Source organism: Sphaerochaeta halotolerans, from assembly GCF_003429665.1.
GTDB classification, from domain to species: domain Bacteria; phylum Spirochaetota; class Spirochaetia; order Sphaerochaetales; family Sphaerochaetaceae; genus Sphaerochaeta; species Sphaerochaeta halotolerans.
Map to the genome: position 1 here is coordinate 148,842 of NZ_QUWK01000008.1, position 22,367 is coordinate 171,208.

Genomic DNA, 22,367 nt, shown 5'->3' on the forward strand with positions numbered 1-22,367 from the left:
TATTTTGAGCAACTATAAAGGCTGACCATTTCTGATCAGCCTTTGTGTTTTGAGAAGTATCTTCCCGGAACCAGTTTTCTTTATATCTCTTGTACTAACCCACCATCTAACGATTTCCTGTGAATTCTGTAGACGTTGTACCTAGAACAGTACATCAGTTCTAGCCTATACCGTGAGCCCAATCGTAATCGTAGCACTGTAGTCACCAGAAGGAGCAAGTGCTGCAGCACCAGGTATAGTCTCAACTAATGTGATAGAAGTATTCTTCAAAGTACCAAATGCGCTGGATGCGGCAGCAAGAATGCTTTCACTTTCAGGACTTACTGTGAGTCCAATACTATTACTACCAGACACAAAATCAGTTGTCGTGATAGTCAAACTTACTGGTGTTGCAAGGCTGTTAATGCCGGAAAGTTTGCCTACTTCAACAGCAGAAGCTAACGTAAGCATATCAAAGTTTTCTTTAGTAATAGTAGTGTTGACCGCACCACTAAAAAGAGCCTGTGACGCAAAATTAGCATCTACAACAGTATCAGCAGTAACACCAAATAATGCAAATTGTGTAACAGTCGAAGTTACATCAATAGTGCTCGTTTCTGTACTTAAAGGTAACCCACTGCTAGCAGCAGCAAACACTCCAACCATCCCGATTACCAAGACCAGCAAAATAGCAATTGTCTTTTTCATTCGTTTTCCTTTTTTGAGGAGCTTTTTGCCCCTGTGCAAGTTTTATTCTTTTGCTTATTCACTATAAGCCAATCTAGCTATGCTATGAGCAAAAGGTTTTTATGTCAATAGATATTCATATCAATTGTAAAAATAGTTTCGCACATAAGACAAACACATCAAAAAAGGATGTCCTGCCATTTCGCTGGAGTTCTTGACAGATCGTTTCTCTCTCGATATAGTGCACAGAGTCAAAGCCGACTTAGCTCAGCGGTAGAGCACGTGACTTGTAATCTCGGGGTCGTCAGTTCAATCCTGACAGTCGGCTCAAAGAGGGGCATACCATAATGGTGTGCCTCATTTGTTTGTCTTGCGGCCTGCCGTATTAGCTATGCCTACCCTGCTAATCATTCTCAGTTGTGCGCTGATATCTTGCATTACATAGAAATATTTGTTATAGATAGTATTTGTTAGCATTGGCTAATAATATACTATAATTAGGTGGTACTAATACACTATGGCAATATCGAGAACTCCTGTTTTCAAGCGATGCGATTATCTCGGAATCAATCCCCTGGTTTTGGGATATTCCCATAAACCCAGCATTAGGAGAACAAAAACAACCCGGCGACGCAAACAAAGCGTGTATGCACGACAACTCATAGAGAAACAAAAACTTCGTTTCATCTATGGTGTACTCGAAAAGCAATTTAAGCTCATCTATGCAAGAGCTGAGAAAATCGGTGGAATAACCGGAGAAAATTTGCTCACCTTGCTTGAGCTTCGATTTGATAATGTGATATTCCGGCTAGGGCTCTCAACTACCCGAAGGGAAGGCAGGCAACTGATCAACCATGGCCATCTTATGCTGAATGGGAGACGAGTGGGTATCCCTTCCGTCACCCTGAAAGTAGGGGATGTGATTTCAGTCCATGAAAAAAGCAAGCAGGCGTTGAGATCACATAACCTTGCGCAGAACAGGAAAATCCCTGCATGGCTGGAGTTTGATGAAGAGAAACTGGAAGGAAAAGTTGTCACCTTACCGAAGAGAAGTGACATCGATTACGATGTCACAGAATCAGCGGTTGTCGAACTTTATTCCAAATAGATTTGTCAGGGAAGCCGGCTGGTATAGATAGGCCGGCTTTCACTTTGGTTCATGCCTATTGGCCTGTTTTGCCATCGTATGATGGCCTTTGTTCCTTGTTTTCACATTGTCCTGTTGAACTCTTTATAACGAGATTTGGCTTAAGGATGACATCAGCTTTCCCCTCTCCACTCCGTCTTGCTTGCAGCTGATCGAATGCAGTACGGCCCAATACCTTCGGATCCTGATGGACACTGCTCAAGGAAGGACGGGTGATGTCGCTGAGGAAGGATGCATCGTACCCTATCACAGACACTTGCCTGGGAACCTCTATGTTCTGTTCCCTGAGTGCTTGCAATACCCCAGCGGCTACTGAATCATTGCAACAGATGATTGCAGTGAAATCACATAATGAAGAGAGAAAATGCCTGGTCATGGCATACCCGCTCTCATAGGTATACCCTGTACTGCAAAGCAGCTCCCTGTGAACCGTCACCCCATACTCTTCCAATGCATTCTGATACCCTTTCAGACGGTCGAGGGAGGAATAACTACCCATGAGTCTCCTATCATGAAAATTGAGTAGATCAGAGGGTTTATCACCCCAGAAACTCGCAAAAAAGGCAATCTGACGATGACCTGCCTTCAGCAGGTACTTAGTTGCAAGGTACCCTCCCATCTCATTGTCATAGTAGATATGACTTGCGAAATCACAGTAATCGTGCCGATAGATGATCACAACCGGAGTGGAAATTGCAAACAAGGCAGGCAGCAATGAAGCAGAAGTGTCACTGAGCGGACAGAACAAGAGCCCATCCACCCCAAGCTTGGCAGCCCAATGAAGATTCTTTTTTTCCTGGACAGCGCTTCCTTCTGAAGAGAATACCAGGAGTGTTTCCCCCTCGATGTTGGCCCTGGAAAGGATTCCTTCAACAACCAAGGAGAAGAACGGATTTTCCAGACTGGGAACTACCAGCGCTATCACAGCATTGGGATGATTGGGTTTTTTGGGGACATACCCCAACGTATACATTGCCTCACGTACCCGTTTGGCTACAGATGGTTCCACACGATTGACATGGTTCACAACCCTTGACACGGTAGCAATGGAAACCCCTGCAGCCTTGGCGACATCAGTAATTGTTATCTTCTTCCTATGCATCCATCCATCTCCCTTATTTCTGCTCCACAGTTGCGAAAGGCATCGAAAAAGCCCGGGAAAGAGACAGAAACGCACGCTGCATCCTCAACAACCAATCCTTCCTCTGTAGACAGGCCAAGAGCCACCATTGCCATCGCAATACGATGGTCATGGGAGGAGGAAACCACTCCCCCTCTCACCTTAATAGGGCCCCTCACGACAAGAGAGTCCTCACCTACCTCCAGATTGCAACCCAATGCGTTCAGCTTTGTTGCCATCTCAGCAACCCTGTCAGTCTCTTTCTGTCGGACATGACGTAGATTGGTGAAGGTAGTGACTCCATGTGCCTGAGTAGCGGCAACAGCGAGGGCTGGCAATGCATCAGGGATATCACCAAGATCAATCGTTACGCCACCGTGCAAGGTTGCACCTCCCTGTACAGAGAGAGTCCCCTCTTCCTCATGTTTTACCACATTGGCACCCATGGCTCTTAGAATCTCAATTACTCGCTTATCCCCCTGGCTGTCCTGGAAATCAAGTGACGTCAGGAGTAAGTCAGAGTCACTGAGAACAGCTGCAACCAAGGGAAACGCTACTGCAGAGAAATCTGCGGGAACAGTAAACCTCCCTGGACGATAGTGTTGGCCTCCCTTGATGTAAAACCTGGTGTAATCATCTCGCTTCTCGACCGAAATCCCATACCGATGCATCCAGTCAAGGGTAATCTGTACATAGGGAGTCTCCAAAGGGTCCTCAACAAGGATTTCTGTATCTCCCTCTGCCAATGGGCAAGAGAGCAAAAGGCTCGAAACATATTGGCTGTTATTTCCATTGATTGTAACCTTCCCCCCCCTCATGATTCCCTTTATTACTACAGGAGGAGCCTCCTGACCCCCACGAGTGAGGAAAGCAGTCGCTCCAAGAGTGTTCAGCGAATCAACCAAGCGTTTGATCGGGCGTCTGCGAATCTGTTCATCACCTGTGATCACAGTCCATCCATCAACCAAGGCAGCAACGGAAGAAAAGAAACAGGTGGTGGTACCTGAGTTTCCTGTATTGATACAATCCTCAGGAACAGCCAAAGCGCTCCCTTTCCCCTGAATAACCCAATACCCTTCTTGCTCTTCAACCATTGCACCAAAAGCCTTTGCAGCAGAGAGGGCACTCAAGCCATCCCCACTGCAAAGGGGGTTGTAAATAATCGACTGTCCTTCAGAGAGCAAGCTCAACAGTACAGCACGGATAGTGTGGCTCTTGGAACCTGGGACCTGGAGACTTCCATGCAAGGAACCAGGCTTAACAAGTACATGCATATATCACATCCTTCTCTTACGTATGAATCGCTTCAAAGCCCTGCTGTTGGAGAGCAAGGTCAAGATAACCAAGGAGAGCAAGACCAATGTAATGGGTCTTCCCAGCAGTGCCACTAAAAAGGCATCTTCGCTGGAAGCCAAGGAAATAGCTCTTCTGAAGTTGGAATCCATCATTCCTCCTAACACGATGGCAAGCGTCATGGGAGCAACCGAGTAGGAACGACGCCGCATAAAGAAGCCCAAGACTCCGAAAAAGAGCATCAGATATACATCAAACATCCTGTTGTTCGTAGCGAAGGAACCAATTATGCAGAGGACGATAACCAAGGGGAGAAGAATCCGCTTGGGTACTGTAATGATTTTACTGATCCTCGGGGCGACCAGCAATCCCAGAACCAAGAGGAAAATACTACCAATGAAACCACCAGCAAGAATTGCATGGAACATTGGTGCACTGGTCTTGATGAACATTGGGCCAGGCCGCAGTCCATGGACATAGAAAACCGAAAGGATGATTGCGGTAACGGCATCCCCTGGAATTGCAAGAGTCAGCATAGGGATCATAGCCCCGCCAATACAGGCATTGTTGGCTGATTCACTGGCAACAATGCCCTCAATTGCGCCCTCTCCAAAGGGAACCGAAGGGTTTTTTACTAATTTTTTTGCCTGACTGTAGGCAAGGAAAGCTGCAACAGGTCCTCCCGCTCCAGGCAAGGCACCAATGACAACCCCGATGGTTGCATACCAGAGAGAGATTGGAGTATGGCGCAGCAGTTCCCTGGTCTTCAGCTTCTTATGCGAAAGGGAGGGAACATTCCCCCCTTCAAGACTGGTAGAAATGACCATCAACACCTCTGAGAAGCCGAAGAGACCAACCAAGGCGGGGACGATATTAATTCCTGCCTGCAGATTCTCGATACCAAAAGTCAGCCTGGCGGTCCCCATTACCGAGTCGATACCGACCATGCTGAAGAAGAGGCCAAGACAGGCACTGATGAGCCCCTTTGCAAAATGCTTTGTGGTAAGGGAACCGACAGTGGTCAGGCCGAAGGTAGCTAGAAGGAAATAATCCATTGGGGTGAATTTCAATGCTACAGAGGATATTGGCTTGGCTAAAACAGCCAATGCGAGGAATCCAAAAAGCGTCCCTATGAAGGAGTAGAGCACTGCATAGATTAAAGCCTTGTAAGCCTCTCCTTTTTCTGCAAGGGGGAATCCGTCTAGGGTGGTCACTACTGATGATGGTGCCCCAGGGATATTGATCAGGATAGCCGAGAGTGCTCCACTGAACACACCAACCACATAGACACCCATGATGGTGGCAATAGCATTGGTGGTCTGCCATGAATAGGTAATTGACACCAAGAGTGCTGTTGCCATGGAAACTGACAAACCAGGGATGGAACCTACAAAAAGGCCGGCAAGCGAACCAGATAAGACGAGCAATACAAATTGCATATTGATTGCATAGGAAAAAATTCCAAGAAACATATCCATTTTCCCCTCCTCCTATGGAAGCATTACATGCAATAGCTTTCCAAACAGGAGATACATCAGAGAGGTAAACCCTACAGAGAGCAAGCTGATCAAGAGATACCTTCGCTCTCCAAGGTAGAAGAACAAAGCGAAGAGGAACAAGACCGTAGAGACAAGGAATGTGAGGTGGGGCATCACTATGACATAGACCACCGTTCCTAGCGCTACCACAACAGTGTCACGCACCAAGAACAACAGAGGTGCGCCGTCTTTGTTCTCTTTGCCTGCCGAACGAAGCAGTGAAAGCGACAAGGGAAGCAGAAACACTGCAACAAGAAGGGGGAACAGATAGGGAGACTGTTGCCATACTACCTTTGCCCGTTGATGCTCCACCAGCGAATAGACGATGGCACAGAGGGATACCAGGAGAAATATGAATCCTTCGATTCGCGAATATGCTCCACTTCTTGATTGCTGTGTTTCTTCCATGATGACTCCTTGCAATAAGCCTCAATGTCATTAGTATTGTGATTTCTCAATCCCAAACTTTGCAGGACTGAATTTGGCTACCCCACTATCGTAGAGCATCCAGGAAACCAGGGACTCCCAATCCTTGTAGAACTTCCGCATCGACGATTCATCAGGATACTTCTCATAGAGTTTGTCCAGGGAGTTCTTGACGACAAACTCCTTCCAAGCAGGTTCCTGTACTGCTTTCTTGGCTGCATCGCGTAGAATGGTCACCACTTCGGGGGGAACATCCTTGTCCACCAAGAGAGAAAGCGGGGTGAACGGATTGGAGAGATAACGTTCTGAACCAGGGAGAATCTCTCCAAGGGTAGGAACATCTGGGTGTGCTTCCAGCCGGTCGAGAGCAGAAATACCCAGCAGCTTCAAGTCCCCACTTTCCAAATATCCGGTAACTGTTGAGTAGTTCGAGTTGGTGAAATCCACTTGATCTCCCAATACAGCAAGGATGCAGTCTGCACCACCGGGGTATGCGGTAAGAGCCATTTCCATCCCGAACTTGCCATATATCATTGCCTGTACGTGCCCTGATCCACCTGGTCCGGTGTAACTCATCTTCACCTTCCCGGGGCGATTCTTGATGTCATCAACCAGGTCTTGGAGCGTTTCATATGCTGAGTCTTTCCCCACAACAATTACCTTTGGGTCATTGACCGCAACCATGATTGGGGTGAAATCATCATAACTCATCTCACTCAGTCCCATTACCCTCTGGGTTCCCAATGATTCAGCTGTGAAGAGGACAGTATATCCATCACTCTTGGCATCTAGAACGGTACGAGCACCAATGGAACCGCTTGCACCACCTTGATTTATGACCGTTATGCTCTTTCCGAGGTGCTTTTCCAGTTGGACAGCCAGTTGTCTGCCACTAATATCAGTGGTTCCTCCTGCTCCATAGGGAACAATCATGGTAATCGGTTTTGTAGGATACGAAGCATCTACCGATTCTGAGTTTCCAGCGCCCCAGAGCATGGAGATGGACAAAAGCAAGAGAAAGAGAACAAGCAACTTGTGTTTCATAAAGCCTCCTAACGTACAAGTGTAAATTATCATAGATTATGCAGTATATTGGTGTTTTATGCAATATTTATACAATCTATTATATATAAATGTTTCTATCTTCATATATTTTATAGCATTGCTATTTACATATTTCATATATTTAATTGTAAATTTACATTTTGATGCCAAAAAATAATTGCCCTCTCCTCTTACAAGGAGGGGTGGGCAAACTCAGGGCGGAGCATTTCTGCACCATGCATAAATACAGGTACTGTTTTTTCCATCGGATGGTGTACTACAACCATCATCCTAATGACTTTTTCCAACATTCCTTCAATCTCAAGTTCCTGCATGCAAAACAAAGGAGTGAGGGCACAATATCCAGCCTTTCTTAATCCTGTGGCTGGATTCCGGCTCTTCAGGTCACTGGTTTGGGTAATCAGTAGAAAGGCTACCTCATTTTCCTGCAATGCATTGAGTGCAAGTATTTCGCGGTAGAGTGTTGCAGCTGCGGTTTCGATTTGCTCAGGCACATCATCCTGTACACAGATGGCTCCCCTGATAGCACTGATGGTAGATGGCAATTCCATGGTCACTCCTAATACTAGTGTTTTGAAAAATCATCCTATCGTAATTCCCCTCGTAATCACATGCTCAAGCAATCCTACAATAAGGCTCAATGCAAATATGGCCAGCATTCTGAGAATAGTGAGCAACATAGCAGAAGTAGGAAACATTCGATCCCCGACCCAAACCAAGAGAGAGAAAACCAGAATCCAGAAGCCAAATAACAAACTGGTCCAGCTGATCAGATAGAGGGAAAAATGCAACAGATTTACAAAATCCTGACTTACGGCGAAAAAACTACTTGCTATATATATGAAGAAAAAGAAGAGATAGAGCAAGAGTGTATACGTATGTACCCGGCTGGAAAATGCCAGCAAGCGCCGTGTCTGCAACATACGTTGATGGTATCACCTATGATAGCTTGTCTGCAACCGGGAAACATACGAAGAGCTTTCCTTCCCCAGAGGTAAACACGTCCAGTACAGGTGATTCCGCTCGGTTGGACAAAGAAATAGTTGCCATAGAAAGTGCATAGTGACTAAGCGGCCATTGCAACTGCTTCGCAGTAACCCGTACTTCTTTGGTGAAACTTGCAGGAATAAAACTCACTGTCTGTGGTGGATTCAAAATCTCAAATCGATGAAACGTGCCTACCAGGAACAGGCTTTCATAGGTGGTATACCAGGCAGAAGGGGGACCATACTGGTCAAAAAGACTATAGGTAGAAAAGAGGTGGTCCATCCGGAACCCTCCCCCGCCAACCAATATATAGTTGGAAAAACCAAGGGAGGAAGCTTTTCGTAGCGCAAGCTCAGTATCACTCTCATCTTTATCGGAAAGACTCTTCTCATGGTTAAGATGGCGTATTTCGGAGAACAGACGAGTAGAGTCGAAATCCCCAAGACAAAGAGAAACAGGAATTCCCAAGGCTTTTGCAGCCTCATATCCACTATCCGCCGCAATTACCATGTCACCGGTCTCTAGGAGATCATCAGGGAGCCTGGAAGGGGCTCCACCACCGGTAAATATTATAGCTTTACTCATAATCGCTCACTTTATGTTGCGGATTTGTCAATATTATCATAGTATATTACCACATTCATAAATAAAAGAGGAATGAATATGTCCAACGTAAATCAGCATCTCGAGAAGGTTGCGCTCAAACGCGCAGACATCATGATACCAAAAGCAACAGTAGATCTCTCAAAATGGGCAGTAGTTGCTTGTGACCAGTATACTTCAGAACCTGAATATTGGGAACAGGTGAAACAACTGGTAGGAGATAATCCATCCACACTCAATCTCATTTACCCTGAAGTATACCTTGGGGAAGCACATCCCGAGAAAAGGATTGAAACAATCAATGCTACCATGAAGCAATACATGCAACAGAATCTCTTCACCGTCTATAAAGATGCCTTCTTCCTGGTACACCGCACCACTCCATCTAGCAAGATCGGTCGTTGGGGACTGCTTGTAGCCCTGGACCTAGACCAATATGACTATGCTCCAGATTCTCGTAGCCTGATCAGGGCAACCGAGGGAACCATTCTCTCCAGAATCCCGCCCAGAAAAGAAATCAGGAAAAACGCTCCACTTGAGCTTCCCCATATCATGGTATTGATCAATGATGAGAAGCGTTCCGTCATTGAACCACTTGCGAGAAAAAGAGAACAGCTCCCGCTTGCGTATGAAACCGATCTGATGGCTGGTGGTGGTACTTTGAAAGCTTGGGTTGTCGATACTGATGAAGCTATGCTGAAGATTGCTGAGGCATTGGAAGGGATGCTTGAAGCCCTCCCCCAAGACAATCCCCTACTCTACGCCATGGGTGACGGCAACCATAGCCTGGCAACGGCAAAGAGCTGTTGGATGGATATACAAAAAACACTCTCACCAGAAGAGCGAGAACACCATCCTGCACGCTATGCACTGGTTGAACTGGAAAATATTTTTGATGAGGGATTGAAGTTCGAACCAATTCACCGTGTGCTTTTCGGACTTGACCAACATACCTTTGAAAAGGAACTCTCCAAAGTCTGTTCACACTATGAAACAGAAAAAGCCTCCGACCTAAATTCCCTTGACTCGGCAATCAACAAAGCAGATGGAATTCAGAAGTTCGGATTCTGTAACAAGCAAGGCTATCATCTTTACAAACTTACCGAGCCAAAGGCCTCTATCGCTGCAGGCACGCTGCAATTGATCATCGACTCGTTGCTTGAACAGAAACTAGCCAGTGTGGACTATATCCACGGCAAGGAAGTTACCGCTACCTTGGGTAGCAAGGAAGGCAACATAGGACTCATCCTACCAGAAGTCTCCAAGGCCACCTTCTTTGATTCAATCATCAGGGATAACGCTCTGCCAAGAAAAACCTTCTCCATGGGAGAGGCAAATGAGAAGCGTTATTACATGGAAGCAAGGAAAATACAGCTTTAAAGAAGCAGCGAGGACGCATCATAGTCCCCACAGCGCAACAAGGTGTAGGGAGTTGTCGTGCAATCGATCAAGGTGGAGGGAGTATTTCGCTGTCGCTTTGGATCCACGACAATGGCCTGCACTTTTTCTTTATATGTGAAGATGATGTCAGTGATATTGGTTATGAAATACTCATTGGGATTTACTGCAGTTGAGTAGATTGGAGAACCAAGGCGTGTAAGCAACTCTTGTATGAATGGATCGTCAGGGACCCGGACAGCACTGCTCCCTTCTCCCTTTCTATTGGGGAGTATGCAGGTAAGGGCGCAAGGCCAATGATCTTGGAGCACCTCCGGAACAATACACAGCTGATGCGCTTGCTCAAGGGTAGAGAGGATGGCGAACTGCTGTTGCCCTATATGCTCTTTCAGTGCACGCAGTTTTTGCAGTGTTGTATCAACTTTTCCACTCAGACCATAGATTGTGTCACAGGGAAGGATCATGAGGTTATCCTCCTGAAGATGGATCACACATCGATCCAAGGTATCTGGTTCTGATTTATAGAGGAGTTCTGCTTCCTCACTTGTCCTACTCATAGATCCGCCTCCGCCGTTTTTTCATCCATGTATAGCATAGCGTAATCAACGATGCCATGCATAGGGAGGCAAGTGCTAGATAAATGGTAGGAATTCCTGTAAAAGCCGGCGATTGTGCAGATTCAACAATCAACATATCCCTATTTTCATGGGAGAGAGAACCCTCTTCCTCGTCAATGAAGTAATATACCTGTTCTCCCTCACTCTGATACCCATATTTGAAAGCAGCATCCCTCAGTGCATCCTCACTGGTTGCTTCATTCCTCTGGCGCTCGAGGGAGTCAACCTGCAAGGAAAGAATAGTCTCTTCATAAGAAAGTCGCGCTATCTCATCCTGCAAAGCACGATTATGCAGATATCCACCAGTGCCGAATACTGCCATGAGCAAGGAAAAGATAAAAACTAGGCTGAAAGTGAATAGTAGCGGTATTTTTCTTGTCATGCTATCCTTCAATCACTATACTAACTATGGTACTATAGTATTATTACTAGTGTAAAGTTTGCATGGAGGTGGCGATGTCTGAAAATAAACACTATGGACGGCAAATATTCTTGAGCCTGTTCCTTACCGTATTCCTTCTCTTGGCCGGCCTCTATGTTGCCTCACGGTATCTTTTGCCGCTCTATGATGTCAACCAACAACAAATCTACGACATTTTGGTAAAGTTGTTTCCCATTCTCATCGGTTTGGTCATGATAGAGATTGGTGTTATGATAGCTCGTAGAAGAGATGAAGAGTACGCCGACCAAGTCGACAAATTACCACCCAATGCATATGATAAACCCTTCTACACCCTTCCTGGTGACGACCCAAGCCATCTTCATAGTGATGAGCTGTTGCACAGCCAACAGAAAGTGGAACCACAGAGTACCCAGGGGCAGGAAGCCATTGAGGAAGAAGAGCTCAAGATACAAGCAGTAGCTTCAGTTAACCCCATGGTTCCCAGAGAAGAAGAAGCAATTTTTGAACGCTTTGAAAAAGCCGAACCTGAGCAGGAATCATCGCAACGTGAAGCAGAGATTGCTGAACCGGTGGCTGAAAACATTATGTACAATACTGACTTCGACACTATCCTGGAGATGGAATTGGCCAACTCCAGGGAGATGGATTATGATCTCACGCTGGTAATGATTGAAGTTACAGAAGGTCCTGCTTCCCTTATAGCAAACAAATTGATGATGCTCAGTGGTGAACTTGCCTACAGCTTTACGCTTGAAGATGGGAAAATAGCTATGGTACTTCCTTTCTACAATGGAGATGAAGCACGTTCATTCACGCTCTCAATCATAGAGAGTTGCCAGAAAGAGTTCTCTGGTTCTTCATTGCAACTTGGCTTTGCTTCACGAAACGGAAGGATTGTAGACAAGGAACAATTGTTGCACGAAGCACAGAGTGCATGCAGTAGCAACTGGGAAGAGCGTTAATCTTTCAAAGGAATCTCAAAACTCATCCGGTCCTTGGTCAGAATCGTATTGGGAAAGATGTTTCTGGCATCTTTCAGCAAGAAGCGTAGTTCCCTGTCCCCGTATCGTGGGCTGTAATGAAGAAGACCAAGCTTTGCTACTTCCGCATCTTTGGCAATCTGGGCGGCTTGGCCGGCTGTCATGTGCTTCTTCTCAGATGCTGTCTCTTCCATATCGGAAGTAAACATTCCCTCACAGAGCAATAGATCACTATGCTGCACTTCCTTGGCAATCGAAGGAAGGTAGAGAGAATCAGTGACATAAGCGAACTTCCTTCCCCCTCGCTTCTCCCCCATCACATCCGAGCTCACAATCTCCCTGCCATCGCTTAGGGTGACAGTTCCTCCTCTCTGCAGTTTTCCCCAAAGGGGACCTGCCGGTATTCCGAGTTCCTGGGCTTTTTCTGGATGAAATTCTCCTGGACGGTCCTTTTCCTGCATGACATACCCCAGGCAGGGTTTGGTATGGCTGAGTCTAAAAGCACGTACGACGAAATCCTCAGTTTCCAGAATCACACCTGGCTCCACAGTCTTCACAATGATTTCATAGTTGATGTACATATCAAGAATTCTGCGGTTGGTATCCACATACTCCTTGAGTTTGGGAGGTCCATAGAGCGTCAATGGCTCTTCCCTGTCTACTTGACTGGAAAGCATAAGAATGCCCGGCAGTCCTGTGACATGGTCTGCATGCATATGGCTTATAAAGATGGAGTGGATCTTTTTCCACTTCAAATTCAGCATTTTCAGGGTAACCTGTGTACCTTCCCCGCAATCGAAGAGAAAGAGCTCTCCATTCCGACGAACCATGGCACTCGTAAGAAACCTATTGGGAAGGGGCATCATGCCACTGGTCCCGAGTACAAACACTTCAAAATTCATAAAGCAAGTATACCGAAAAACATCGGCTAATCAAAGTGTGTACAGCTCAAAGGTTCAATTCGTTTTACCCGTCTGAGACTGAATTGTACTGAAAACACGCTTACCAACAGTAAAACCAATACAATAGTAAGAATGTCTCCCAATGGATAGACCACAGTAAACTCAAGAAGATAGTAGGAAAGGGAAGGAATTGATCGGTCGGCGACCGCACTGAGCAATGGGGAAAGATTACTCGACAAGAGAACACCCAGCAGGGTTCCCCCAAGTATGGAGAGGATGGTCACAATCATGACAGTGTTGAAATAGACATTGCGGATCAAGGAATGGCGTGCCCCCAGTAGGGTGAGCATGGCAATCTGATGTTTGTCATCCTCAACCAATTCCCTACTCAATTCACTAATGAAATATCCACAGAGCATCGCTACAGCAACCATGACACCCAGTACAGCCTGTCTGCTCGTATTGAGGTTCGTAGCAACTGTAAAATTTTCCTCATCCCATGAGGTAACAGCATACCCTTCCGCCTTGAAATCCTGCTTCAAGGATTCAATACTCCCTTGTGCAACCAACAACTCGTAGTAGGTTTCTTCACTACCCTTGAAGAGCCGATGGATTAGGTCATAATCACAAAAGGCAAGATTTGCATCAAGTTCCTGATATCCTGAATCATAGAGATTGCCCACTACACAGAATTGAGGACGTATCCCATCATCACTGACCAGCATCAGGGCAACCCGGTCACCAATCCCTACTTGGAGCTCACGAGCCAGGGTGGTACTCAGAAGTACCTGTTCCAGTGTAGTGCTCTCCTTGGGAACTCCATCCAACAATGTAATCTGGGAAGTCCTTTCATTGTTGAAATACCCTTCCTCAACACCCTTAAGTCTCACCATCTTGTTGCCTTCGGGACTATAGATCAGGGCATAGCTTTGGGCTACCAGCTGCACATCGAGCACGCCTTCCTTTTCGCTCAAGGACCCCAAGGAAGCCTCATGAATCTGTAAATGGCCATTCCCCAGTAGTGCATATTTATCTGCAATCCCCCTGCTCATGGATACCACAAAAATCTGGGCAAATATTAAAGCACTGACTACCAAGGTGATCAATATGAGATTGAAGATAATTCTTTTTTTTGCTGCTCTGCTCCCTTTGTATCCGAGTTTTCTCAGTACCAGAAGGTGAAGAAGGGTTTGCTTCAAGAGCGTACCTCCACGTTACGGTTATGGAGTTGATACACGGTATTACAGCGACTGGCAAAGGCAAGATTGTGTGTTATCAACATCAATGCCACTTCTCGTTCGGCTACCAATGAGAAAAGCAAGTCTTCCACCAGCGCGGCATTCCGCTCATCAAGGGAGCCTGTCGGTTCATCTGCAAAGATGAGTGATGGTTCATTTACCAGAGCTCTGGCAATGGCCACCCGTTGCCGTTCTCCACCGGAGAGCTGATCACTGGTGTGGCCAAGACGGTCCTGCATCCCAACCAGTTCAAGCATCGCCAAAGACTTACGGGAAGCCTCCTTCTCGCTAGAGCCTGCGATCATGGCAGAAATCTGCACATTCTCCAAAGCAGTAAAATCATCCAGAAGCAGACTGCTCTGGAAAATGAATCCCATCGAGCGACTTCTCAATCGACTGAGATGTTCATCATCAAGTTTTGTAATTTCCTTACCCTCGAATCGGATACTTCCACTATCTGCTGAGAGCAATCCTGCACTAATTTGTAACAACGTCGATTTTCCACTCCCACTTCGCCCAGTTATTGCAATACTCGTTGAACGATTCAAAGAAAGCGAAACACCCTCCAGTATCTGGATGGGCTCCCCTCCCCTGAGGGTTGCAGGAAAACTCTTCGAGACTGCTTCGAGGGTGAGTACTTCAGTTGATTTCATCATGTGTAAACATCTCCATGATATCAGCCTTCAGAATTCTGTGGGTCCCTTGGTAGGACGCCAGAAGGCTGAAGACCACAATTACGATACACAAAACCAGAAGTTCTCCGCTCCTGATTGCGGGTTCCAGATGGACACCCATCGAACGATACACATACGCCGAAAGTGTTGGATAGATGGCAAGCGCCCCATAGGAGAGGAATATTCCAACCAGGCTTCCAATGATAGCCACCACTGCTGCCTGCAATACAAAAATCGTCTGTACCTTGGCTTTTGTAAGGCCAATGGTACGAAGCATGGCAATCTCAGTTTGCTTTGCAAGCAACAACCTCCGTGCGCTGTTCCTGATATGTACCAGGATGACCAACACCATTAGGAAGAGCATGAGAGCCATCATTTTCTGTTCAAGCTCCATTGCACTATACAGAGAGGCATTTATCTCCATCCAGGTGCTCGTTCGCTCATATCCCAATTGTACCAGCTCACCCTTCACATCCTTGACATCCTCCAGAGTAAAGACCCCGATTTTCAAGGGAGCATCCGCTTGCATTGCGAGCAATGTATCCACATTACAGAGGAATGTTGAGATGTCAAAGTCATAGCTACTCGTATAGAAAATTGCTCCCACCTCTAGCTCCCTTCTGGAAGGTACCACTGTCGCCTGTCTTCCTTTCTTGAGAAATGTAAGGGTAAGGGATTCCCCCATATCGATAGAGTGTGTATTCGAGTAGGAAGAAGCAACCTGCCCATCCTGAAACAGGAACCCGCGGTAACTGTTTAGATTGGAGAGGAATCGGCCCTCTCCCTCTATCCCTCTGAGACGACCTGCAACAGTTGACCCATTTATGCCTTGGGCGATGACAGGAATATCCGCATACACGAATGCATGCTGGACAGAATCCATTTTCTCAATTTGGTTCGCAGCTTCTTTTGCTGCACTATAGTCATTACTCTGGAGGTCTATCTGGAGGTCAAAAGACTCAAATGTCCTGATATCTTCAAACTGGTTGCGTTGGAGTGCCTGCATAAATGAGAGAACTGCTATGATTGCAAAAAGACAGAGAGCCAATCCAAGTGCGATACGCACACTTGTCCCACGATGACGATTCTGCCGGGAGAAGGCATATCGAGTGGCAAGGTGCAACAACAACCGCATACTTATCGGTACGAGATGGAAAGGATTCGCTTCCCACCTGCAGCATAGGTGATATCACAATACGGACGTCCCTCACTATAGAGCGTCTGGATCCGTTTCCCATCATCAAGAAAATGTAAGATACTGGTAGTGCGACCTGCTTCCCGCTCTTCAACCATTGTTAGTGCTCCCTTTTCATATTGGCTTACAACTTCACTTCCATCGCTACGGACAGTATGTTCGCTGATCAGTACGTTCTCTTCATTATACCGGTATTCAGTCTCACTGGAAGGACTTTTCTTTACAACCAACAAACCCTGTTCATTGTAGGCCTCTTGTACAACGCTACCGTCAGATAGAGTACGGTTGACTGTGAAGGATCCTGTGTCCTCTACAATCACATTCAATTGCTCATCCTGTTTTTCTGAGGAGAAGGGCTTGGTAATGGTAGCATCTCCCTTTATGGTAAGAAATGTTTGTCCTCCTTGGGTATCTGCATAGGTGAATGAGTGTTGCTCACCTTTCTCATTGAAATAACGGATTGAACTTTCTTTACCCTTCACCGTAACAACTGCAAGGAGAGCCCCAGTCGATGCTGAGTAGGCAAAGAGCTGTGTCTCTTGGAAGGAGCCATCCTGAAAGGTAGTAACCCTCTCAAGCTTCCCATCCTCCCCATAGTAGTATGAGAGGGAGATGGGCCCAGTGTGTTCCTCGCGCAAAGCACCCTCCCTGAAGATGTGTGAAGCCAAGGACTCTCCATCAGGAGAGAAGCGGGATACAATTTGCGTACCATCCTCACCATCAGAAACAGTCTCCTTCCACAGCAGTCCCTCTGGTCCCCAGAGCTCCCTGCTTTCATCGGTAAGGGCAAGATGATAGGGAGTGTCTCCTGACCACAAGCCTTGATTCTGGGCGATGCTGTTTGATTGCACCAAGGTTGCAGCAAACAACAAGGGAATACAGAGAAGCATGGCTGCACTCATCAGAAACTGTTTCATCTTAATCAGTCAGACCTACCAACGTATTAAGGAATTCTTCCTTGTCGAAGGCTTTTATATCCTGGTAGGTTTCACCTGTTCCCACAAATGAAACAGGAATACCAAACTTTTCACCGATTTGGATCAAGGCTCCACCTTTTGCCAGACTGTCATATTTGGAGAGGATCAGACCATCAAGCTTGACAGCCTGGTTGAAAAGTTCAGCTTGGCTGATCCCATTTTGCCCTGTGGTACTATCGATGACAAGAAACTTCTTGTAATGTACCTCGTCTATACCCCTTCCCTTCACTATCTTGTCTATCTTGGACAATTCCCTGAGCAAGTTCTCCTTGTTGTGCATTCTCCCGGCAGTATCAACCAAGACCAGATCTTCCCCTCTTGCCTGAGCGGAAGTGATTGCATCAAAGACAACTGAACCGGGGTCACTACCGCTTTTCTGTTTCACAATCCTGCAACCCAAGCGATTTGCGTGCACTTCCAGTTGGTCTATTGCTGCCGCTCGAAAGGTATCGGCAGCCGCAAGCAATACGTTTTTTCCTTGTTGCTTGTACATGCTTGCAAGCTTTGCAATTGTCGTGGTCTTTCCCACCCCATTGACTCCGAGAATTAGGAAAACAGTCAATTTTCCCGATTCAACCGTAGGCTGGAATGCTTCAATTTTTCCATGAAGGTGGCTCTTTACCAACAACTGCAAATCTTGTGCTGTTTTGGATTTTTCGCTTTTTGCCCGTTTTCTGACATCATCACTGATTGTAAAAGCCAGTTTGGCTCCCAAATCACCTTCTATGAGAAAATCCTCAAGTTGCTCAAAATATGACTCATCAAACGTATTGATTCCAAACAGGGCTTTCAACTTGGCCCCAAAACCTTTCAACATATAATGCTCCTCATCAAAATCAGATACCTGCTGCAGCCATGGATTCATAAGAAAGAAAGTCCACGGCCATCGCCATCGAGCTTACCAGCGCCAACGAACTGGTACCTACCAAGCCTACCTGCCAAAGCGGATTGTCAGGTGCATACATTCGGCTAAGGACAGTACACCCAATATAGGTTCCGAACCACAGGATAGTATTTCTCAGCCCTTTATAGAAGTCCTTCTGTGCATCATCACGCAAAGATGGATAGGCTAATTCCTTTGCATTGAGCGTAATCGACAACGCTTTGGGAGGGGGACTGTTGAGATGCACAACCTTTTGGGAAAACCCATCCCCATGCAAACTAAGTACCATTGGATAGGTTGGATCAGAGAGAGAAATGGAAAGATGCTCCCCCAAGGGTTTTCCCTCAAGGAACCAGTGTATTTTTGCATTTTCACTATGCAGCACCATAGGGGGATAGCTTACTTCCTCAAATGAGAAATGGATTGGCTGAATAACGTCAGCCTTACTCTCTACCTCCACTTCCACCGGTTGGTATCCCGGGGCATGCAGAGCCAGGGAATGGGGTCCTGGAGTAAGGATAAGGTTTGTATCAACAAGGTCCTTGGGTTTGCCATCTATGGAAATGGACAGGCCAGGAGGAATATTCGTGAGCGACAAGACCCCAAGATTACCTTTGCTGGAAAGTGCAAATAGTGCCTTCCCAAAGGGTTCCTCCAATACTTGATAGTAGGCGTTTTGAACCAGGGAGTCTATGAGCGTCCTCTTCTCTGCCAACAAAGGGTGGTAGTAATGAATCCTAACCCGCTGAAAACCAGCAAGTTCTTCAGAATCCAGAAGCAGTAATGCATCATACCCATTTTTTGAACAAAACCAAGCAAGTGCATCATCACTCGCTTGCAAGGCTTTTGCCAGGTCACTATTGAATTGCTCACCTTGGTATGTTACAGAAAGAGCCCGAGGGATAATCGGGCGCTCAGGTAGTCCTTCATCAAGAATCTGTTGTATTTTCTCTTGATCATGAGAATTATACGCTTTTGAAAGCTTTTTGTTTTGCTGAATCTGAGCTTGCTTTTCCCATTCAGTAGCAAGCAGAGCCTGTTCTGATTCATCAAGAAACATTTGATTTCCGTAGCGCTCTGCTACAGTACCTACCATCTCGGTAAGTGTATCCAGCCTCGCATCAAGGGGAACGATGCCAATAGAGAAAGACAACGTTCCCTCTTGTGCAGGCAAAGGGGAAACGCAAAGGAGAAACAGCACAATACATACTGTAGTAAGGGCCATGTTTTTGCCCATGCCCTACTCCTCCTTTTGCCCCCACTGCAAATAACTTTCAATGAGGGGTCCGATCTCCCCATCCATGACAGCCTGGATGTTCCCGATGGTTGCCCCCGTGCGATGGTCCTTGACCATGGTATAGGGTTGGAACACATAGGAACGAATCTGGCTTCCCCAGGTAATTTCTTTCTTTTCTATCGCATCTTTTTGATGTTCTTTCTCTTTCTCTGCACGATAATACTCGTAGAGTCGGCTCTTGAGCATCTTGAATGCAACATCTTTGTTCATCACCTGGCTTCGTTCATTCTGACACTGTACGACGATTCCCGATGCATAGTGGGTAATTCTCACTGCACTGTCTGTCTTATTGACGTGCTGGCCACCAGCTCCACCGGCTCGATAGGTATCAAGACGGTAATCTTCAGGCTTCAAATCAATTTCTATGGTGTCGTCAATGACGGGAGACGCATACACACTGGTAAAGGATGTATGGCGACGTTTCTGGGAGTCAAAAGGACTGATTCGAACCAACCGATGGACGCCAGCTTCCCCTTTCAGATACCCAAAAGCATAAGCCCCGGAAACTTTGATGGTGGCACTCTTGATACCACCCTCATCCTCCTGGAGATCGAGGATCTGGCTCTTGAATCCATTCCGTTCGCAATACCTGAGATACATACGCATCAACATATTTGCCCAGTCACTGGCTTCAGTGCCCCCTGCGCCTGCATGAATGGTGAGAAAGCAATCGTTCTTGTCGAACTTACCATCAAGCAAGGTCTTCACCCGGAGTTTCTGATAGGTTGCGAGTATTGCTTCTATCTGTTCATCAATCTGGGCTTCTTCCTCAGCATTATCTGGTTCATCTGCATAGATTTCCATGAGCTCGCTCATTTCATCCATTTTGTCGATCAAATCTTTCCAGGTGTTGTAGGTATCCTTCAAACTGTTGAGTTCAGTAAACAGCGCTTGAGCATTGTTGGGGTCATCCCAAAACCCTGGCACTAGTGTTTTTGACTCAAGTTCCGCTATGTGTGTTTCCATCCCTTGCGGGTCAAAGACGCCTCCATACGGTATAGGCTTCTTCTTTTACTGTTTCAAACTGTGACTTATTCTGGAAAAACATGTGTACACTCCTATTTTCGTTCAATACGAAGACCCATAGTAACTTTCTTTTCTCCACCACTAGCCAATACAAGCGGCCATGAGGCCATGAACAGGGTGTGTTGGTAGAGGGTTTCAGTTCCAAGGACCGTTTCAATCTCAATGCTATAATCTTCCTTAAGCAAGGTAAAGCGGGTATCGCCCACCAAGGTCAGGGAAGTACTGTTTGGTTCATCATACATTCGTAATGACTTTACTTGCTCTAGGACCACTTCCTTCTCATCCCAGGTGAGGTTTTTCTTGTTCTCCAACTGGATGAAGGAGAGAGGAAAAGAATGTGAGTCAATCGAGAGCGGTATCTCACAACCATAGATACAGCTGATTGCCTCCTCTCCGATATTGGTCAGCGTAATATCAACCATAATCGTATTCTGACGAAGCTTGAAATGCTTGGTGACCTGCAAAATTCCTCCTATGATCGGACTGTATCCTGTAGTGCAGGTCGCCACGTATTCAGTATTCCTTCGGTCAACCCCCTCCAGGGTGTAGACTTGGTCTCCCAAAGACAAGCAATGCTGCTCATCACGCTTTGTATACTCGTCCATGATACATTGTTCACTCAAGAATACATCACTAAACAATCGCTGCTTTTGTCCTGGTGGAAGCTGGTGATGGTTGCCACTTGTACTCCCGAAATGAGAGAGAGGGCTAAAGGTGTCTCCATAATTATACAGAGATGGCAAATAGGTGAGCTCCGAGAGGGAACCTCCTTTCGAATCAACCACACAACTCAAGTACTTTCCGATAAAAAGATACTCCATAAGGGAATCATGATCAAAGTCGTTGTTGACTGGATAACTGTAATCCTTGAGAGAAGCAAGCACACTGTCTGCTTCACTGATGTATCGCCAGAATACTTTTCTCACCGATGAGCGTAGCATCGGTGCATTGGCATCACAAACATACATAGTTCCACAGGACATTTTCTGGATTAACGCTTCCAAGCGTTTTCTTACATCCTTGTCCTTCTTGTACAAACGGGCTGTCTCCACCATCGTAGTATAGCGTCCATAGAGATAGGCAAGGCTTTCATCCTTAACAAACAATTCATTGATACAGCTTAGGTCTCCCTTATCAGCATCATTGCCATACCATCCTGCTTGCAGATATCCTTTCTTCGGAGGGTCATTGTGTAGATACGCCTCTTCTATGGAACATGTCTCATACCCAAATAAAAGATTGAAGAGTTGAACAGTCTGTTGCGCGGATATTCCTCCTTGTACCAGATAGTCAAGATTGATCATCGCCATGACAAATGGCGGTTTGCTCTCCAGGTAGACTCGAATTTGTTCGACCAGATTCCCAAACCCAATCTTGTTTCTTGCAAAAGAGCCAATCAAGGTGCTTATTGCATCATCAGTGGGAATAATGGAAACTGACTTGCCCATCTCTTGCATGATGAACGGCTCTGCAAACTGTTGTATGCCTGCTTCACTTGAAGTGGAGATGACAATGGAATCAATAAAACAGAGATTTGCCGTATTGATGTACAGTGGGTTGAAAACCTGCCCGTAGCTGAAAAGGGTCTTGGAACGCTGTCCAAACCGTTTTCTCAGATATGTGGTCGTCATCTCGATCTGATTGGATCGATCTTTTGGAGAGAGCAAACTCAAGATACTCTGATTGAATGAACCGGTCAGCATCTCAAGCTTTCCGTTCTTGGCAAGATCGGATATCAAGAGATTGATCGAGCCATGATTTGCATCAAGCCAATCGAGCAGGGGAATGCTCAAAGAAAGTTGCATGATTGCATCTTCACAAGCATGAAGATGTGTTAGCAAAGGTTTGCATACAGTCTCCAATGCCTGTTCATACACAGGCATCGGCTCAGCATTCGTGATTTGACTGTACGCACCTACTAATACTTTCATG

Annotated in this window: 23 protein-coding genes and 1 tRNA gene; 4 read left to right on the plus strand and 20 right to left on the minus strand. The window is 46.2% G+C overall.

The genetic code is table 11. The features are described 5' to 3' along the window. Positions 1 to 165: 165 nt before the first annotated feature. Positions 166 to 687 (minus strand): hypothetical protein, encoded by a 522-nt coding sequence (locus DYP60_RS09020; RefSeq protein WP_117330677.1) that lies wholly within the window; start codon positions 685 to 687, stop codon positions 166 to 168. 235 nt (positions 688 to 922) lie between these two features. Between DYP60_RS09020 and DYP60_RS09025 the strand changes: the two genes are divergently transcribed. Together DYP60_RS09025 and rpsD are read left to right on the plus strand one after the other, a co-directional pair. Next, a tRNA-Thr gene (locus DYP60_RS09025) sits at positions 923 to 994 on the plus strand. A gap of 189 nt (positions 995 to 1,183) precedes the next feature. Further along, the gene (gene rpsD / locus DYP60_RS09030) at positions 1,184 to 1,774 is read left to right on the plus strand and encodes a 30S ribosomal protein S4 (RefSeq protein WP_117330678.1); all 591 of its coding nucleotides are present in this window, start codon (positions 1,184 to 1,186) and stop codon (positions 1,772 to 1,774) included. 55 nt (positions 1,775 to 1,829) lie between these two features. On the opposite strand, the gene DYP60_RS09035 is transcribed toward rpsD, so the two are convergent. The 8 genes from DYP60_RS09035 to DYP60_RS09070 form a co-directional block, all read right to left on the minus strand. Beyond that, positions 1,830 to 2,915, minus strand: a complete 1,086-nt coding sequence (locus tag DYP60_RS09035; protein ID WP_117330679.1) for a LacI family DNA-binding transcriptional regulator — start codon at positions 2,913 to 2,915, stop codon at positions 1,830 to 1,832. Continuing rightward, on the minus strand, positions 2,897 to 4,207 hold the full coding sequence (aroA, locus tag DYP60_RS09040; RefSeq protein WP_117330680.1) for a 3-phosphoshikimate 1-carboxyvinyltransferase: 1,311 nt from the start codon (positions 4,205 to 4,207) through the stop codon (positions 2,897 to 2,899). Before aroA ends, DYP60_RS09035 begins: the two co-directional genes overlap by 19 nt. 3 nt (positions 4,208 to 4,210) lie before the next feature. Continuing rightward, positions 4,211 to 5,704 (minus strand): tripartite tricarboxylate transporter permease, encoded by a 1,494-nt coding sequence (locus DYP60_RS09045; RefSeq protein WP_117330681.1) that lies wholly within the window; start codon positions 5,702 to 5,704, stop codon positions 4,211 to 4,213. A gap of 12 nt (positions 5,705 to 5,716) precedes the next feature. Continuing rightward, on the minus strand, positions 5,717 to 6,172 hold the full coding sequence (locus DYP60_RS09050; protein WP_117330682.1) for a tripartite tricarboxylate transporter TctB family protein: 456 nt from the start codon (positions 6,170 to 6,172) through the stop codon (positions 5,717 to 5,719). A gap of 30 nt (positions 6,173 to 6,202) precedes the next feature. After that, complete coding sequence (locus tag DYP60_RS09055) at positions 6,203 to 7,234, minus strand: tripartite tricarboxylate transporter substrate binding protein (protein ID WP_117330683.1); 1,032 nt, start codon at positions 7,232 to 7,234, stop codon at positions 6,203 to 6,205. A gap of 191 nt (positions 7,235 to 7,425) precedes the next feature. Then, a complete protein-coding gene (aroH, locus tag DYP60_RS09060) occupies positions 7,426 to 7,806 on the minus strand; it encodes a chorismate mutase (protein WP_117330684.1) in 381 nt (126 codons plus the stop codon). Positions 7,807 to 7,836: 30 nt separating this feature from the next. After that, positions 7,837 to 8,178, minus strand: coding sequence for a hypothetical protein (locus tag DYP60_RS09065; RefSeq protein ID WP_117330685.1), 342 nt, complete (start codon positions 8,176 to 8,178; stop codon positions 7,837 to 7,839). A gap of 16 nt (positions 8,179 to 8,194) precedes the next feature. Continuing rightward, the gene (locus DYP60_RS09070) at positions 8,195 to 8,827 is read right to left on the minus strand and encodes a thiamine diphosphokinase (protein WP_117330686.1); all 633 of its coding nucleotides are present in this window, start codon (positions 8,825 to 8,827) and stop codon (positions 8,195 to 8,197) included. A gap of 78 nt (positions 8,828 to 8,905) precedes the next feature. Between DYP60_RS09070 and DYP60_RS09075 the strand changes: the two genes are divergently transcribed. Continuing rightward, positions 8,906 to 10,225, plus strand: coding sequence for a DUF1015 domain-containing protein (locus DYP60_RS09075; RefSeq protein WP_117330687.1), 1,320 nt, complete (start codon positions 8,906 to 8,908; stop codon positions 10,223 to 10,225). Here DYP60_RS09075 and DYP60_RS09080 read toward each other — a convergent pair. Then, positions 10,222 to 10,800 (minus strand): L-threonylcarbamoyladenylate synthase, encoded by a 579-nt coding sequence (locus tag DYP60_RS09080; RefSeq protein ID WP_117330688.1) that lies wholly within the window; start codon positions 10,798 to 10,800, stop codon positions 10,222 to 10,224. The genes DYP60_RS09075 and DYP60_RS09080 overlap by 4 nt on opposite strands. Beyond that, the gene (locus tag DYP60_RS09085; protein ID WP_117330689.1) at positions 10,793 to 11,242 is read right to left on the minus strand and encodes an FtsB family cell division protein; all 450 of its coding nucleotides are present in this window, start codon (positions 11,240 to 11,242) and stop codon (positions 10,793 to 10,795) included. The genes DYP60_RS09080 and DYP60_RS09085 overlap by 8 nt, the downstream gene beginning before the upstream one ends. Before the next feature lie 74 nt (positions 11,243 to 11,316). On the opposite strand from DYP60_RS09085, the gene DYP60_RS09090 reads away from it, so the two are divergent. Beyond that, the gene (locus DYP60_RS09090; protein ID WP_117330690.1) at positions 11,317 to 12,225 is read left to right on the plus strand and encodes a hypothetical protein; all 909 of its coding nucleotides are present in this window, start codon (positions 11,317 to 11,319) and stop codon (positions 12,223 to 12,225) included. Here the strand turns inward: DYP60_RS09090 and DYP60_RS09095 are convergent. The 9 genes from DYP60_RS09095 to DYP60_RS09135 all read right to left on the minus strand — a co-directional run bounded on the left by DYP60_RS09095 (position 12,222) and on the right by DYP60_RS09135 (position 22,366). Then, positions 12,222 to 13,145 (minus strand): ribonuclease Z, encoded by a 924-nt coding sequence (locus DYP60_RS09095; protein ID WP_117330691.1) that lies wholly within the window; start codon positions 13,143 to 13,145, stop codon positions 12,222 to 12,224. The two genes, DYP60_RS09090 and DYP60_RS09095, sit on opposite strands and share 4 nt — an antisense overlap. A 26-nt stretch (positions 13,146 to 13,171) precedes the next feature. Next, positions 13,172 to 14,344, minus strand: coding sequence for an FtsX-like permease family protein (locus DYP60_RS09100; protein ID WP_117330692.1), 1,173 nt, complete (start codon positions 14,342 to 14,344; stop codon positions 13,172 to 13,174). Beyond that, positions 14,341 to 15,039: an ABC transporter ATP-binding protein gene (locus tag DYP60_RS09105; RefSeq protein ID WP_117330693.1), complete on the minus strand. Its 699-nt coding sequence runs from the start codon at positions 15,037 to 15,039 to the stop codon at positions 14,341 to 14,343. The genes DYP60_RS09100 and DYP60_RS09105 overlap by 4 nt, the downstream gene beginning before the upstream one ends. Beyond that, the gene (locus DYP60_RS09110) at positions 15,023 to 16,192 is read right to left on the minus strand and encodes an ABC transporter permease (RefSeq protein ID WP_117330694.1); all 1,170 of its coding nucleotides are present in this window, start codon (positions 16,190 to 16,192) and stop codon (positions 15,023 to 15,025) included. The genes DYP60_RS09105 and DYP60_RS09110 overlap by 17 nt, the downstream gene beginning before the upstream one ends. Positions 16,193 to 16,194: 2 nt before the next feature. Next, positions 16,195 to 17,169, minus strand: a complete 975-nt coding sequence (locus DYP60_RS09115) for a hypothetical protein (RefSeq protein ID WP_117330695.1) — start codon at positions 17,167 to 17,169, stop codon at positions 16,195 to 16,197. A 1-nt stretch (position 17,170) separates the two neighbouring features. Then, entirely contained in the window at positions 17,171 to 18,046 is an 876-nt protein-coding gene (gene ftsY, locus DYP60_RS09120; protein WP_117330696.1) for a signal recognition particle-docking protein FtsY, read from the minus strand. A 19-nt stretch (positions 18,047 to 18,065) separates the two neighbouring features. Continuing rightward, complete coding sequence (locus DYP60_RS09125; RefSeq protein ID WP_117330697.1) at positions 18,066 to 19,349, minus strand: PEGA domain-containing protein; 1,284 nt, start codon at positions 19,347 to 19,349, stop codon at positions 18,066 to 18,068. 3 nt (positions 19,350 to 19,352) lie between these two features. After that, positions 19,353 to 20,457, minus strand: a protein-coding gene (gene prfB, locus DYP60_RS09130) for a peptide chain release factor 2 (RefSeq protein ID WP_117330698.1) whose coding sequence is annotated in 2 segments (ribosomal slippage) — positions 19,353 to 20,387 and positions 20,389 to 20,457 — 1,104 coding nt in all. Because the reading frame shifts where the segments join, the coding sequence is not laid out codon by codon here. 10 nt (positions 20,458 to 20,467) lie between these two features. Then, positions 20,468 to 22,366, minus strand: coding sequence for a polysaccharide deacetylase family protein (locus DYP60_RS09135; RefSeq protein ID WP_117330699.1), 1,899 nt, complete (start codon positions 22,364 to 22,366; stop codon positions 20,468 to 20,470). Position 22,367 lies beyond the last annotated feature (1 nt).

Bases quoted from the DNA above. Each gene is read 5' to 3' on its own strand.
- DYP60_RS09135 (WP_117330699.1), bottom strand. From the start codon at position 22,366: ATGAAAGTATTAGTAGGTGCGTACAGTCAAATCACGAATGCTGAGCCG.
- DYP60_RS09110 (WP_117330694.1), bottom strand. From the start codon at position 16,192: ATGCGGTTGTTGTTGCACCTTGCCACTCGATATGCCTTCTCCCGGCAG.
- DYP60_RS09075 (WP_117330687.1), top strand. From the start codon at position 8,906: ATGTCCAACGTAAATCAGCATCTCGAGAAGGTTGCGCTCAAACGCGCA.
- DYP60_RS09035 (WP_117330679.1), bottom strand. From the start codon at position 2,915: ATGCATAGGAAGAAGATAACAATTACTGATGTCGCCAAGGCTGCAGGG.
- rpsD (WP_117330678.1), top strand. From the start codon at position 1,184: ATGGCAATATCGAGAACTCCTGTTTTCAAGCGATGCGATTATCTCGGA.
- aroH (WP_117330684.1), bottom strand. From the start codon at position 7,806: ATGGAATTGCCATCTACCATCAGTGCTATCAGGGGAGCCATCTGTGTA.
- DYP60_RS09020 (WP_117330677.1), bottom strand. From the start codon at position 687: ATGAAAAAGACAATTGCTATTTTGCTGGTCTTGGTAATCGGGATGGTT.
- aroA (WP_117330680.1), bottom strand. From the start codon at position 4,207: ATGCATGTACTTGTTAAGCCTGGTTCCTTGCATGGAAGTCTCCAGGTC.
- DYP60_RS09045 (WP_117330681.1), bottom strand. From the start codon at position 5,704: ATGGATATGTTTCTTGGAATTTTTTCCTATGCAATCAATATGCAATTT.
- DYP60_RS09095 (WP_117330691.1), bottom strand. From the start codon at position 13,145: ATGAATTTTGAAGTGTTTGTACTCGGGACCAGTGGCATGATGCCCCTT.
- DYP60_RS09105 (WP_117330693.1), bottom strand. From the start codon at position 15,039: ATGATGAAATCAACTGAAGTACTCACCCTCGAAGCAGTCTCGAAGAGT.
- DYP60_RS09125 (WP_117330697.1), bottom strand. From the start codon at position 19,349: ATGGGCAAAAACATGGCCCTTACTACAGTATGTATTGTGCTGTTTCTC.
- DYP60_RS09080 (WP_117330688.1), bottom strand. From the start codon at position 10,800: ATGAGTAGGACAAGTGAGGAAGCAGAACTCCTCTATAAATCAGAACCA.
- DYP60_RS09070 (WP_117330686.1), bottom strand. From the start codon at position 8,827: ATGAGTAAAGCTATAATATTTACCGGTGGTGGAGCCCCTTCCAGGCTC.
- DYP60_RS09085 (WP_117330689.1), bottom strand. From the start codon at position 11,242: ATGACAAGAAAAATACCGCTACTATTCACTTTCAGCCTAGTTTTTATC.
- DYP60_RS09065 (WP_117330685.1), bottom strand. From the start codon at position 8,178: ATGTTGCAGACACGGCGCTTGCTGGCATTTTCCAGCCGGGTACATACG.
- DYP60_RS09050 (WP_117330682.1), bottom strand. From the start codon at position 6,172: ATGGAAGAAACACAGCAATCAAGAAGTGGAGCATATTCGCGAATCGAA.
- DYP60_RS09090 (WP_117330690.1), top strand. From the start codon at position 11,317: ATGTCTGAAAATAAACACTATGGACGGCAAATATTCTTGAGCCTGTTC.
- DYP60_RS09055 (WP_117330683.1), bottom strand. From the start codon at position 7,234: ATGAAACACAAGTTGCTTGTTCTCTTTCTCTTGCTTTTGTCCATCTCC.
- DYP60_RS09115 (WP_117330695.1), bottom strand. From the start codon at position 17,169: ATGAAACAGTTTCTGATGAGTGCAGCCATGCTTCTCTGTATTCCCTTG.
- ftsY (WP_117330696.1), bottom strand. From the start codon at position 18,046: ATGTTGAAAGGTTTTGGGGCCAAGTTGAAAGCCCTGTTTGGAATCAAT.